Raw genomic sequence first — 13,694 nt, 5'->3', positions numbered from 1 at the left:
GATATTATCGAATTGATTCAATCAATTTGTTGATTTTTTCTTCTTCTTCTCGAGCTAATTCAGAATCCACTAAAATTCGCCCGCTGTGCTCATCGATGATGATTTTTTTACGCGACTGAATTTCGAGCTGGCGCTGGGGGGGGATAGTGAAGAATGACCCCATTGAAGCACCACGCTCCACTGGTACTACAGCAAGGCCGTTTTTCATGCGCTCGCGAATGCGCTTGTAAGCAGCCAGCAAACGAGGCTCAATCATCTGAGCAAATTCTTCTGATTTTTTAAGGAGAATATCTTCTTCCTTGGATGTTTCTTCTAAAATTGACTCGAGCTCTTGTTTTTTGTATTCGAGGTGTGAAGTGAGCTCAGCTATTTTTTCCTGAGCAGCTTGTATTTGAGTGTTTTTACTTTCGATACGGGCTTTAGCCTCATTCATGCGCTTTTCAGCTAGTTTGATGTCAAGTTCCTGATATTCGATTTCTTTTGATAGTGCTTCGAACTCGCGGTTGTTGCGCACGTTTTTTTGCTGCTCTTTGTATTTGTTGATTTTGTCAAGACAGCTTTTAATGAAAATCTTTTTAGACTTTATATCGTTTTCGAGCTCTGCAATTTCTTGATTCAACTTTTCTACACGTGTGTTGAGTCCTTCGATTTCATCTTCCAGGTCTTGTACTTCGAGGGGTAGATCTCCACGTATGGCTTTAATCTTGTCAATTCTTGAATCAATCAGTTGTAAATCATACAGTGCGCGAAGCTTCATTTCAACTGTAACTTCTTGGCTCATAGCGTCTTATAGGGTGATTATAGGATTTGTTTTAACATTTGAAATTCGGACTGCGAATGTATTGAATTTTTTCTTTAAAAATTCTGCAAATTCATTGATTATCATTAATTCCGTCTCATAGTGTCCGGCGTCAAGGATGCCAAATGAGCCATCGGCTAAAAAGAAATCGTGGTATTTTACATCGCCGGTTATAAATACATCTGCACCGATCTTTCGAGCATCAGGTATGAGAAAAGCACCTGATCCTCCGCAAAAAGCCACTTTTTTTACAACTGGGGGGTGCTGCTTCGACGAACGGATGAAGTTCAGCCCTAAGGCATGTTTTACAAAATATACAAAGGCCTCATACTCCATTGGCTCTGGCAATAGTCCGATGCCTCCGGCACCAGATTCGGGGTCAACATTTTGAAGGGGAATAATAAAATGAGCGACTTCTTCATACGGATGAGCTTCGAGCATGGATGTTATTACCTGTTTGAGCCTTCGGCCTGGCACAATTACTTCTAAACGCCTTTCGTTAACGCGCTCGAGGCGGTGTTTTTCGCCTATGGCCGGCTTAGCGTTTTCTAATGGCAAAAAGCTACCCGTACCCGATAGGGAATATCCGCAATGAGAGTAGTTGCCGATGTTTCCGGCGCCGGCTTCAAACATGGCTGCTTCTACGCGCTCAAAGGCATCATCAGGAATAAAAACCACCACGCTGTACAGGCGATCTTTACCTGGTTTTAAAATTTTAAAATCTTGTAGTCCTAATTTTTTTGCCAATTGCTTATTTACTCCGTTAACAATGTTGTCGGCATTGGTATGCAGCGCAATGTGAGAAATTCCATGGCGAATGAGGTCGGCCACCAATCGCTGATCAGCTACTTGTCTGCTTATCTTTTTTAATGGCTTGAAGATGAGTGGATGGTGTGTAATAATCAGTTGACAATCATTGTTTATTGCCTCTTGAATTACCTCATCAGTAATTTCAAAAGCTATCAATGCATTTTTTACCTCCTGAGAGGGATCACCTATTAAAAGGCCTGTATTATCGTATTCTTCACTCAGGTGATTAGAGGCAAGAGTTTCGAGGTATTTTGCTATATTTTCTAAAGTTTCCATATTTTGCCTGTTTTATTTCAAAGTCATTATATTATTTCGTGTTACTGATCATTATTTTTCATGCTTAACAAATAAAAAATTTTGCGAAAGTTGCAGAAATCTTTTTAAAGAATTTATTTTGTAGCATAAAAATAAATAACATGATCATCAAGAAAAGCAAATCTATCCTTTTTGAATATGTGTTCGAAAGTCTGGCTCTTGCTTTTCTGATCATGTCGTTCTTCATTGTTGCCCTTTCTTATTCAAAATTGCCTGCTTCTATTAACCTAAACTTCGGTTTTGCGGGATCGCTGGAAAAAGAAGGTCATAAGTTAAATTTATTCTTTTTGCCTTCCATTAGCGCTATTTTATATTTTCTTCTTTCTGCATTACAAAAAAATCCGGAGCATTTGGTTTCTCTTTTAAAAAAAGACGAAAAGAGAAACAGTGAAGAGGTGCTACGAGTTAGCATTCGATTTTTAATACTTGTTAAATTTATCATTAACCTGTCGGGTTTTCTGATTACGTATCAAACCATTTACAATCCCCTTCAGGACAATTTTATACTTTCGAAATTCATGCTGCCGATTGTTCTGGTAGTTTTACTTTTTCCATTGGTTTTACTTATTTACCGCTTCGCTAGCGAGCTGCGCAAGATGGTGAAATGATTTACACATCTCGCACTGCCAGCTGATAGACCATGGGTGTAGTTTGCTGAAGAAGAGGTTCCTTATTCTTGAGAAAATTTTTGATATCCGAATCAGAGTAATGCCTTATTGTGTAGAGAACAAGACCTTCTGAATAATCGATCTCAAAGGATTTTCTGAGGGAGTCGAGCAGTAAGGGTACGTTTACAGGGTCGTGATTAATTATAAAGGTTGAGCTCGTGGCTGTGTTTTGAGCCAAATTTACTCTAATGCCATATCGGTGAAACATTGCGTAGATTTGACTTAAATGCTCTTCAACAATGAAGGCTAAGTCAGTAGTACGTACATTTAGCAGCGCCTGATTTGCCTTTCGGATATAACAAGGCACCATCGGAACAAGCGGGCTGCCATTTTCTATCACGGTACCTTGCGATTGTGGATCGACAAAAGACTTTACCATTAAAGAAATTCCCTTTTGCTTTAGGGGCTGAATGGTTTTAGGGTGAATGACCGAGGCACCGTAGTAGGCTAATTCTATAGCCTCAGAGAAGCTAATCTTGTTTAGCAGCACGGTGTTATCAAAAACTTTAGGGTCGCCATTGAGCACGCCGGGAACGTCTTTCCAAATGGTTACGCTTTCAGCATCGAGGCAGTAGGCTACTATGGCTGCAGTGTAGTCGCTGCCCTCGCGACCGAGTGTGGTGGCGTGATAGTTGTCGTCGCTGCCAATAAACCCTTGAATCACATATCTGCCCTCAGGGTTGCGGATGGCCTGGCGAAGTAAAATTTCAGTGAAATTCCAGTTTACTCGAGCAAATCGGTAGTTTTGATCGGTTTTAATGAGCTTACGGGCATCGAGCCATGTGTTTTCTACCCCTACATCGCTTAAATATGCACTTACGATACGCGTGCTGATAATCTCACCATAACTTACGATTCTGTCGTAAACAAGGTTGTAATCGGATTCAGGCTTTGTCTGACAGATAAGGCGCAGTTGGTAGAAAGTATGCTCTACCTCTTCGTAAACGATGTGTTGAGGATTTGGAAAAAGATCGTGCATAATGGACAGATGATAAGCCCTGATTTCATCGAGCTTTGTTTGCCAATCGCCTTGACCGTAGTAATGGGATCTAACTACTTCCTCTAAGGCGTTGGTGGTTTTTCCCATTGCTGATACCACAATGATTAACCCATCGTTTTCAAATAGCTGTATAATGCGAGCTATGTTTTTTACGCCTTGAGCGTCTTTTACCGATGCTCCTCCAAATTTGAAAACTTTCATTGATCTGTTTGATTTTGATTCACGATTAATTTACCGTTCCACCATTCTTTGTCGATTTCTGCATTCCACTTTTGATAGAAGTTCAACGCAGGCTCGTTCCAGGTAAGAACTTGCCAGTTGATGCTGTAGTACTGATGTTTCTTTGCATAATCTACAAGGGCTTTCATTAGGGCACTGCCGGCTCCAATACGGCGATGTGATTGTTTTACTACGATGTCTTCTAAATATAGACAGCGCCCTTTCCAGGTGCTGTAGCGGTCATAGCAAAGCGCCATTCCAATGGTCTGGCCATTTAGCTGAGCCACCCAGGCTTTAAAGCAGCCGTCTTGCCAATCTTTTTGTAGCTGATGGGGAGTATTGATAACTTCATCAGCAGCACGTTCGTATTCAGCCAGTTCCGCGATTAGCTCATATATATCTGCTAAGTCGCCCTCATTGGCCATCCTTACAGTAATGTCTTTATTATCAGCCATTTTAATTTTCGCTTCAAAATTCCACATCGCTTATCACTACTGCCGCCAGTAGATCATCCAGGGTTTGTCGCCGGCTGATGAGGTAATCCTGGCCATGGTGCAGGAGAACTTCAGCAGGTCTTAACCGAGCATTGTAATTGCTCGACATGCTGTAGAGATAAGCCCCGGCATTTAAAAAGCAAAGAATATCCCCTTCGCGTACTTCGGGTAAGGGTCTATCCCAGGCAAAAGTATCAGTTTCGCAGATATACCCCACTACTGTGTAGATGCGTTCTATTCCATTAGGATTGCTCAGGTTCAGGATGTGGTGATATGCATCGTAAAGCATAGGCCGAATAAAGTGATTGAAACCTGAATTCACCCCGGCAAATACAGTAGCCGTGGTTTGTTTTACCACATTAACCCGCACTAAAAAGTACCCTGCTTCACTCACCAGCCATTTGCCAGGCTCAAATACGAGAGATAGTTCACGCCCATAATTCTTACAGAATCCGGAAAACATTTCACCCATTTTCTCTCCAAGTTCTTCCACATTTGTTCCCTTTTCACCTGGTTTGTATGGAACTTTAAAACCGCTTCCAAAGTCGACGTATTCCAAATCGGGAAAGTCAAAGGCCAGATCGAGCAGTACCTGCGCTCCGCGCAGAAAGACGTCAACATCTAAAATGTCGCTACCTGTGTGCATGTGTAGCCCGTTCACTTTAATTCCGTAGTGTTTTACAATGCGCTGCAAGTGGCGGCTTTGGTGAATAGAAATTCCAAACTTTGAATCGATATGTCCGGTCGAAATCTTGTGATGCCCGCCAGCCAGTATGTGTGGATTGATGCGTATACACACAGGTACTGAGCTTCCGTAGCGATTCCCAAATTGCTCGAGAATTGATAGATTGTCAATATTTACTTTTACACCTAATTGTACTGCCTGAATGATTTCGTTTAAATCCACGCAATTGGGTGTAAAAAGGATGTCTTCAGGCTGAAATCCAGACATAAGTCCGATTTGTACCTCTTCGATCGAGACAGTGTCGAGCCCTGTGCCGAGCGACTTGAAAAACCGAAGGACGTTGGGATTGCAAAGAGCTTTGCATGCGTAATTAAACTTAACGCGCTGCCCTTCAAAAGCCCTTGTAAGTCGGCGATATTGCTGCTCCATCACAGCGGTGTCGTACACAAATACGGGCGTACCGTATTTTTCAGCCAGTTGTAGAAGATGTTCAGTGGCGGTCGATTCTAAAGTTAATCTACTCATTTTCTGTTAGTTAATTTAATTTAATGAAAACACAATAAAAAAGCCGGAAATTCCCATCAGGAATGTCCGGCTTTTGCCCCGTTCTTCGTCGGGGCTCTAGCGTTTCTTCAGTTCAGCGGTCACGTTGTCTATTGAGCTTCCGTCGTTTACACTAAACTGAAGATTAATCATTGTATAATCTGCATTGGCAGTGCCGCTGCCGCTTATGGTCAGGCCGGTACGCGTTTGAACGGGTATTTCCAGATTTCGGCCATTGGCTATAGCAGTGGTTATGAATGTAGGTCCTTGTGCATACAATCCTCTAATAGTGAGGTTTGAAGCCAATTCGCCAAGGTCGATTGAAACGGTGTACGATTGCGGAGCAAAGTCTCCAGTCTTTTCAGTTACATCCCAGGTGCCGACGTAGTTGAGTCGAGGATCGTTTACGTTAAAATCGTCAGGTTCGCAACTGTACACAGTTGCAATCAGCAGTGCTCCCAAGAGTACGTAACTGACCCTCCTCATTTAGATTCGACTTGCGTATTGCAAAGGTATAAAACTACTTTTTACGGCTGGCAGCGTAACGATCATTTAACCTTTTCACAACTTCAGCTGTAATGTCATAATCGGCTTTTCCGTACAAAATGGTGCCAGCTGCATCGTAGGTGAACACCAGGTCGAGGCCGAATTCTTTGGCTAAATCGTCAATTACTTCGTCTAAGTCTTTCTTAATTATGGCATTCAACTTAGCCTCTTCAGCCAGCAGTTCTTGAGCGCGGCTATCGCGATAGCGCACCAGCTCTTGCTGTTTAGCCATCAGTTCGGCCTCAGCAGCCTGCAATTCTCTTGGGCTCAGATTTTTAGCTTCTTTTTCCAGCTCTCGGTAGTTTTCTTCGAATATTTTGGTGCGACGGGCCATATCGGCTTCCATCGATTTGTACTTCTGTTCGAGTTGCTTTTTCAGCTCTTTGTGGTGTTCGTAGTTGGCTACAAGTGAATCCATGCGTACGTAGGCAATTTTCAGCCCACTGCTCGTTGTACCATCTCCATCTTTCTGAAGAATGGCACCTGAGTTATCGGTTTTTTCTGAAGTTTTCGCTGCTGATTGGTTACCTCTGAGCGCAAAGAGCAGTATAACGCCTGCCAGAGCAAGGACGCTGATTCCTTTAAACACGTTGTCCATCGTTTCCAATTTTTCGGTGGGGCGCAAACCTACTACATTTCGCTTTGGATTTTTCCAAAAATTTTAGCTTTTTCGGTGTGACAGATAAAAATGTATGAGTCCAAGCGTTGAACTATCGTGCGGTTGCGTGATTTTTCCGGTTTCAAGTTCAGGCAAAATTTTACTGGCTAGTTGTTTGCCAAGCTCTACTCCCCATTGGTCGTAAGAGTAAATGTTCCACACCACCCCTTGCAAGAAGATTTTATGCTCGTAAACAGCTATCAGGCTGCCTAACGCTCTTGGAGTCAGCCTGGGATACAAAATACTTGTGGTCGGTTTATTTCCTTCAAACACTTTATAAGGTGCGAGTTGCTCAGCTTCTTCTTTTGGCATACCATCTTTTATCAATTCTTCGAGAGCTTCCTCTTTAGTCTTGCCCTTCATAAGTGCTTCCGTCTGAGCAAAGAAGTTGGAAAGCAATTTCAAGTGATGGTCGGGAAAGGGAGCCAGAGGTTGGATGCTTGCAAGAAAATCGCAGGGAATCAATCTCGTACCCTGATGTATGAGCTGATAGAAGGCGTGCTGACCATTGGTGCCGGGCTCTCCCCAGATGATGGGCCCTGTGTGGTAGGTGACGCGCTGTCCGTTTCTGTCAACCGATTTGCCGTTGCTTTCCATATTTCCTTGCTGAAAGTAGGCCGGCAGTCGATATAAATATTGGTCGTATGGCAGTATAGCTTCGGTTTCGGCTCCTAAAAAGTTCACATACCAAATACCTATGGCAGCCATCAGCGCCGGAATGTTTTCGCGAAACGGGGCTTGTAGCAGGTGTTCATCCATTAGCCATGCTCCGTGTAAAAAATCCATAAAACCTTCGTAACCAATGCTCATCATCACGGGCAGGCCTATAGCACTCCATACAGAAAAGCGACCACCCACCCAATCCCAGAATTCAAACATGTTTGATGTATCGATGCCAAACTCTGCCACCTTCTTGGCATTGGTCGATACAGCTACGAAGTGCTTGGCCACATCGGCAGGCGTGCCACCTTGGCTGTAAAACCATTGCCGTGCAGTCAGCGCATTGGCCATGGTCTCCTGAGTTGTAAAAGTCTTTGAAGCAATAATGAAAAGCGTTGTTTCGGCATTTAATTCTTTAATCGTTTCCCAAATATGAGCCCCATCGACATTCGATACAAAGTGGAAACGCAAGCGCTCATGTCTGTATGCCTTTAGTGCCTCCGTTACCATAAGCGGCCCAAGGTCAGAACCGCCAATGCCAATGTTTACCACATCAGTAATCTCCAAACCCGAAAAACCCTTCCACTGGCCTGAGCGCACCTCTTCGGTAAAAGTTTTCATACGTTCGAGCACTGCCCGTACATCCGCCCGCACGTCCTTACCACCAGTCAACGAAGGCCGATCACCCCAATGATTTCTGAGCGCTGTGTGAAATACCGCCCGTTTCTCCGTGCGATTGATCAGCTCTCCGCTGAATTGCGCATTTATGGCATCTTTCCATCCCACTTCTTCGAAGAGCTGCTCAAGTAGGCCTAACGTAGTATCTGTGATTAAATTTTTGGAAAAATCAAACAACCAGCCATTCCATCGAATGCTAAATCGTTCAAACCGTTTCGCATCCTCCTCAAAGAGTTTCCGAAGGTGCCACTTTTTAGCATCTTTCACATGCTGTTCAAGCGCTTTCCATGCTTGCGTAGTGGTAGGATTAATATTTTTCATTCAAGTATATTTTTTCGATTATCTTCCTATTAAATTCTCCCGCAAAGAAATACTCAACCATTCATCAGCCCATCCATTTTTACAAAATCTCAAACGCACTGTTTTTGGTGTATATTTTTTCTTTTTGTGAGTATCCCTCACTTCCTTCGCTTTGCTCAGTTGTTCGGATTTACCTACTTAAGGGGGCTGAAGAAACACATTTGCCTGAGCTTTAAAGAAATAACCCCTATCTGATTTCGTTTTTGAATATCTGTTTTTTTACCTTACGCAATATGCGGCAAAGAACCTTTTCTTAACGGAAACTTTTACTACACCCTGATTCCCTCTCTAAATCTAAGGGGCGGTTTTAAAGAGGGACTTTCTCCCCCTTTTTGTGTCCACTTTAGGTAGAGATCCGAAAGTATTGACAAACATAAGAAATAGACTAAAACTCAAACCGAAACCTTCACTGCAACAATCTGTAATTTCAGCGGGAACAATACACTCTGTTTTAAGTCTAGTGGGTTTAGAAGCGAATATTGGGAGTGACTATAAAAAAAGCCTATAATGGAAAGGATGGGGGAAGGTCATACTTTATTTAAATGAGGGTAAAAACTCAATTGATTTTTAACAAAAAACAACAAGCCGAAGCTGTACTTCACAATGCGCTCCAGCCTTTTGCATCACAATCGGATTAATTCTTCAAATACTCATTGATGGCGCCGAGTACATGGCACCCTTTGTAAGGGTCTTTTTTGATATTTACTACCAAATGATTAAGTGCATTCTGCACCTTTTTCTCTTTTGGCACAGTCGATTCAGCACAATCCAACTCGTATAAAAGGTCTTTTACTCTGTAAATCAACCAACGCTGTAGATACACCTTGTGCCACTCTACGAATTCTTTGATGTGGTACTGGATGATTTCCAAGGCCTTTGGCACTTCAGCTTGCCGGGCTTCAAGAGTTTTATTGAGTATAGCTGAAATGTGATCTATGTTGTAATACGTGCAACCGAGCTGTTGCACTTCAGGTGCTATGCCACCTGGCACACTCATGTCGAGAAAGGCAATACAATCTCTCTGCACGTGCTCGGGTTTGATAAAAGGAGCCTCTATGGCGGCTGTATTTATTACCACATCATAGTCGTTTACGATGCTGGCCACTTTTTCAAAAGAAAGGAATGAGCAGCGGTGGTGGTGTGCAAACATTTCAGCCTTCATCAGTGTGCGATTAGCCACCGTAAGTCGGGCATTTGGCAAGTAGTGGCGAATGTTTTTGCCTACATTCTCCCCAAATGACCCTAACCCGATGAGCAATATCTTAATTCCATATGCCTGCGGGAAAATCTCTTGAATCAATTCAATTGCAGCATAGGATGCCGATACGGTACCCTTTGAGAGTTGAGTTTTAGATTTGACTTCCTTAGACGCTTGCAAAGCGAAGTTTACAAGGCGTTCGGTCAGGTTACTGAGCCTACCGTACTTTTTAGAAAATTTGGCGGCTTGTTTCAGCTGACCAGCGATTTCGAAGTCGCCAAGAATTTGTGAGTCAAGTCCTGCAGCTACTTTAAAGAGGTGAAAGACTGCTGCTTTAGCCTTGAGCTTGTATCCATATTTGTCAAATGAATAAGCAGGCTGACCGATTATTTCTGATACTTTTTGAATAACAGCCTCCATGTTTCCAAGTCCATACACCTCAGTGCGGTTACAGGTACTTAGAATGATGAGGTCTGTAGCATCTAAGGTAAAGCCGGCACTTAAAATTGTTTCAGCCGTTGTTGCATCTATGGCATATTGCCCTCTTATCTCTGCAGAAGCTTTATTGTAGTTTATGCCAAAAACAAAGAAATCGTTTAAACCCTGACATTCCTTCTCTTCGGCCAGATACTTCATGCTCCAATCAGGTTTCATTGATATTTAACGCGGCAAAGCTAAAAGCCTTCCATTTTTTAATTTTCTAACATTTATCACAAAAATTGATGAATTATGTTATTTAAAATTATTCTAATTAATGCTTATTACTTGCACTACATTTTTTGATGTACAGTCGTCTATTTTTGCAGGCTTAAAAATTTATAGCTCAAAATGTCTGTAGCACTTAAGACACTAGGTAAATTTGAATATGCTGAAGGTGGCGAAGGTCACCCGCTCGTGCTGCTTCACGGACTAATGGGTGGTCTGAGTAACTTTGATGAAGTTTTTAATTATTTCAGCAAAAAAGGATATAGAGTCTTAATACCCAAACTACCTCTTTATTCACTTCCGCTTATTTCAACGAATGTTACTTCTTTAGCCGAGCACGTTATAAAGTTTATCAAGAAAATTGGCATAGGACCGGCTACTTTAATCGGCAATTCACTAGGCGGACACATCAGTTTGATTATTACTAAAAATCATCCAGAGCTCGTGCACTCATTAGTACTTACCGGTAGTTCGGGCCTGTATGAAAATGCTATGGGCGATACTTTTCCTCGAAGAGGCGATTACGAATACGTGGCCAACAAAACTCGTGACGTATTTTATAATAAAGAAGTAGCCACTAAAGAGCTCATCGACGAGGTCTTTGCCATCGTTAATGACAGAAATAAGGTATTAAGAACGCTTTCCATCTCCAAATCTGCTATCCGCCACAACATGGCTAAGGACCTCGAGCACATGCATCTGCCGGTGTGTATTATTTGGGGCGAAAACGACCAGGTAACACCGCCCGATGTAGCCCGTAAATTTCACGAGCTCCTGCCAAACAGCGAACTCTATTGGATTCCTGAGTGCGGACACGCGGCTATGATGGAGCGCCCTGCCGAATTTAATAAAATACTCGACGGCTGGCTTCAGAAGGTCGTAAAAAAAGATGGAAACCACTAAAATCACATCGGCTGTATTTGTAAAAAGCAGCGAAAGCCTCAAACAACTCCCCAAGCCGGATAAGCCCGAATATGCCTTCATTGGCCGCAGCAATGTGGGTAAATCATCGCTCATCAATACCTTGTGCCAGCGCAAGAACCTGGCAAAAACCTCTGCTACTCCAGGAAAAACACGCTTAATCAACCACTTTCTTATTAACGATAGCTGGTACCTTGTCGATCTGCCTGGATACGGCTATGCAAGGGTATCGTTTTCGATGAGGGAGAAATTTTCTGACTTTGTCCGTGAGTATCTGCTCAAGCGCGAATCGTTGGTCAATACGTTTGTCTTGATCGATTCAAGATTAAAACCGCAGAAGATCGACCTTGAATTTATGGAGTGGATGGCCATAAATAACTTGCCATTTACGATGGTCTTTACCAAAACCGATAAACTCAGCAACAATGAGCTCACGGCTAACCTCATCCAATACCGCACAGCCATGTTGGCCTTCTGGGAATCAATGCCTCCTCAGGTAATTACATCATCGGTCAGCGGTAGGGGGCGTGAGGAAATACTGTCGCAGATTGCCCAATATAACCAGCTTTATAAAAGTCAGAAATGAGTATCAGAGCCGCAATAGCAACAATCTATTTGCTGCTGTTGGCTCAGGGGGCTAAACCGGTTTTGGTTAAAAAATTTCAATCAGGTCTTTTGATAAATTGGGCAGGGTATGAATGGCAAGTCAAAGTAAAAGAGCAACCGGCTGGACCTGGGCCCAATTATTTCGGACTAAGTGTTGAAAATGTTTTAATTACCAAATCGAATGCTTTAAAACTGACAGTAATGCCTGTATCTGATTCCTGGAGCTGTGCAGAGCTCTACACTACTCAAATGTTAAGAAATGGGCTCTATCTCTTTGAACTAGAGGGAAGTGTGCGCAATCTCCATCCCCAACTGGTAGCAGGTATGTTTACTTACAATGAAAAGCGCAATCATCACTACAATGAATCGGACGTAGAAATTTCGCGTTGGGGAGATGTGTCGAATCTAAATGCCCAATTTGCGCATTACGCTGTAAATGAAGAGCCTGAAGTACATCGATTTGAACTGTCAGAAACAAGCCGCGTGCATACCTTCATCATACACAAGAGCCGAGGTGAGGTTGCATTTTACTATCTAGACAGAAAATTTTCAGGAAAAATTCCTGCAATTCAGCAAGCACGTGCATTTCAGCGCTTTTCAAACATCACTCATCAGCCCGATTACTTTCAGCTTCATATTAATTTATGGCTTTTTAAAGGTCAGGAACCAATATTAAGATCTGCTGACGATCGATATAGCATTACTGTTAATCGCTTTGAGTATCTTCCTGAATAACGGGTAAATCAATTTCTTCTGCTTCGCCCGTAAAGCGTGTTTCTACTTGGCGAGCATCGTAGCCCTGTTCGCACAAGAAGCGTGCGAAAATGTCGGAGTAGCCATGTGTGACATAGATTCGATGCGCTCCGGTTTCTTGTATGGTACTTAAAAGGCCGGACCAATCAGCGTGATCCGAAAGCACAAAACCTACATCGGCTGCTCTTCGTCGCCGTATGCCTCTTATGGCCATCCAACCCGAAGCAATACCTAATGAATAGGGCTGAAATCTCTTTAACCATGGAGTGCCGATAGCAGAGGGCGGTGCTACTACCAGCATGCCTTTAAAATCTTTTTTATTGGTGACTTCCGAAATGCGTTCACCAAGCGGCACCTGAACACCTGCGTTACTCAGGGCTTGGTTCATTGAATACACCGCTCCGTGAACAATGATTCTGCCATTTTCTGAAAGGGGTTTTATAAGTCGCTGTGCTTTTCCAAGAGCATAGGCAATAAGCACACTGTTTTTTTCAACCTCAGCATTGGCTTGCCACCATTTTATAATGTCAGTAAGCACTTCATCTTGAGCTGCCCACCGAAAACTTGGCAAACCAAAAGTACTCTCCGTTACAAATTCATGACATCGAATAGGCTCAAGAGGCGTAGAGATGCCGTCAGCCTGCACTTTATAATCGCCACTTGCTACAGCTACATAACCATTTTTCTCGATTCGCACCTGGGCACTGCCTGGTATGTGCCCTGCAGGATGTAGGCTTACTCGTAAACCATTGATTAATATAGATTCTCCATATTCCAAGGGATGTACATTAATATCAGCAGAAATACGCGCGCGCATCAGCGCAGCGGTGATAGGTGTGCTGATGTAGCTGGTCATACCTCGGCGTGCATGGTCGCTGTGCGCGTGAGTGATAATGGCTTTATCAACCGGCCACCAAGGATCGATGTAGAAGTCGCCCTCAGGACAGTATATGCCTTTTGGGGTGAATTGCAATAAGCTCTTTTCCAAATTAGAGAGAAAAGGATTAGATGTAAATGAAAACAGAATAAAAATTTAATTGTTGCAACTGCCATGCGCTAGCTGTGATACTACAGCA

The 13,694-nt window shown here is 42.9% G+C and carries 14 protein-coding genes; 4 read left to right on the top strand and 10 right to left on the bottom strand.

Features of this window, described 5'->3' with window-relative positions; translation table 11 throughout:
• Positions 1-4: 4 nt before the first annotated feature.
• Both ACK4EX_RS01765 and ACK4EX_RS01760 read right to left on the bottom strand, forming a co-directional pair.
• Positions 5-781 carry a zinc ribbon domain-containing protein gene (locus ACK4EX_RS01765; protein ID WP_409769161.1) on the bottom strand — a complete coding sequence of 259 codons (777 nt, stop codon included), beginning with the start codon at positions 779-781 and terminating at the stop codon, positions 5-7.
• Positions 782-787: 6 nt separating this feature from the next.
• Entirely contained in the window at positions 788-1,885 is a 1,098-nt protein-coding gene (locus tag ACK4EX_RS01760) for a Nif3-like dinuclear metal center hexameric protein (RefSeq protein WP_409769159.1), read from the bottom strand.
• A 140-nt stretch (positions 1,886-2,025) separates the two neighbouring features.
• On the opposite strand from ACK4EX_RS01760, the gene ACK4EX_RS01755 reads away from it, so the two are divergent.
• Positions 2,026-2,532, top strand: coding sequence for a hypothetical protein (locus ACK4EX_RS01755; RefSeq protein WP_409769157.1), 507 nt, complete (start codon positions 2,026-2,028; stop codon positions 2,530-2,532).
• A gap of 1 nt (position 2,533) precedes the next feature.
• On the opposite strand, the gene ACK4EX_RS01750 is transcribed toward ACK4EX_RS01755, so the two are convergent.
• The 7 genes from ACK4EX_RS01750 to hemA form a co-directional block, all read right to left on the bottom strand.
• A complete protein-coding gene (locus ACK4EX_RS01750) occupies positions 2,534-3,793 on the bottom strand; it encodes an aspartate kinase (protein WP_409769155.1) in 1,260 nt (419 codons plus the stop codon).
• Entirely contained in the window at positions 3,790-4,266 is a 477-nt protein-coding gene (locus tag ACK4EX_RS01745) for an N-acetyltransferase family protein (RefSeq protein WP_409769153.1), read from the bottom strand. Before ACK4EX_RS01745 ends, ACK4EX_RS01750 begins: the two co-directional genes overlap by 4 nt.
• A gap of 13 nt (positions 4,267-4,279) precedes the next feature.
• On the bottom strand, positions 4,280-5,515 hold the full coding sequence (lysA, locus tag ACK4EX_RS01740; RefSeq protein ID WP_409769151.1) for a diaminopimelate decarboxylase: 1,236 nt from the start codon (positions 5,513-5,515) through the stop codon (positions 4,280-4,282).
• A 96-nt stretch (positions 5,516-5,611) separates the two neighbouring features.
• Positions 5,612-6,019: a hypothetical protein gene (locus ACK4EX_RS01735; RefSeq protein ID WP_409769150.1), complete on the bottom strand. Its 408-nt coding sequence runs from the start codon at positions 6,017-6,019 to the stop codon at positions 5,612-5,614.
• 34 nt (positions 6,020-6,053) lie between these two features.
• Positions 6,054-6,677, bottom strand: a complete 624-nt coding sequence (locus tag ACK4EX_RS01730; RefSeq protein ID WP_409769148.1) for an OmpH family outer membrane protein — start codon at positions 6,675-6,677, stop codon at positions 6,054-6,056.
• A gap of 63 nt (positions 6,678-6,740) precedes the next feature.
• The gene (pgi, locus tag ACK4EX_RS01725) at positions 6,741-8,396 is read right to left on the bottom strand and encodes a glucose-6-phosphate isomerase (protein ID WP_409769146.1); all 1,656 of its coding nucleotides are present in this window, start codon (positions 8,394-8,396) and stop codon (positions 6,741-6,743) included.
• 673 nt (positions 8,397-9,069) lie between these two features.
• Entirely contained in the window at positions 9,070-10,287 is a 1,218-nt protein-coding gene (gene hemA, locus ACK4EX_RS01720) for a glutamyl-tRNA reductase (protein WP_409769144.1), read from the bottom strand.
• 174 nt (positions 10,288-10,461) lie between these two features.
• Here hemA and ACK4EX_RS01715 point away from each other — a divergent pair, with 174 nt between their 5' ends.
• Genes ACK4EX_RS01715 through ACK4EX_RS01705 form a run of 3 tightly spaced genes read left to right on the top strand, consistent with a single transcriptional unit; the run spans position 10,462 to position 12,600 of the window.
• Positions 10,462-11,241 (top strand): alpha/beta fold hydrolase, encoded by a 780-nt coding sequence (locus ACK4EX_RS01715; protein ID WP_409769142.1) that lies wholly within the window; start codon positions 10,462-10,464, stop codon positions 11,239-11,241.
• Entirely contained in the window at positions 11,228-11,845 is a 618-nt protein-coding gene (gene yihA, locus ACK4EX_RS01710) for a ribosome biogenesis GTP-binding protein YihA/YsxC (protein WP_409769140.1), read from the top strand. Before ACK4EX_RS01715 ends, yihA begins: the two co-directional genes overlap by 14 nt.
• Positions 11,842-12,600, top strand: coding sequence for a hypothetical protein (locus tag ACK4EX_RS01705; protein WP_409769138.1), 759 nt, complete (start codon positions 11,842-11,844; stop codon positions 12,598-12,600). Before yihA ends, ACK4EX_RS01705 begins: the two co-directional genes overlap by 4 nt.
• Here ACK4EX_RS01705 and ACK4EX_RS01700 read toward each other — a convergent pair.
• Positions 12,572-13,606 carry a ligase-associated DNA damage response exonuclease gene (locus ACK4EX_RS01700; RefSeq protein WP_409769136.1) on the bottom strand — a complete coding sequence of 345 codons (1,035 nt, stop codon included), beginning with the start codon at positions 13,604-13,606 and terminating at the stop codon, positions 12,572-12,574. The genes ACK4EX_RS01705 and ACK4EX_RS01700 overlap by 29 nt on opposite strands.
• Positions 13,607-13,694 lie beyond the last annotated feature (88 nt).

Source organism: Thermaurantimonas sp., assembly GCF_046299575.1.
Lineage (GTDB): Bacteria > Bacteroidota > Bacteroidia > Flavobacteriales > Schleiferiaceae > Thermaurantimonas.
Note: the sequence above shows the minus strand (reverse complement) of the source record. Positions and strands in the feature narration are given on the sequence as shown.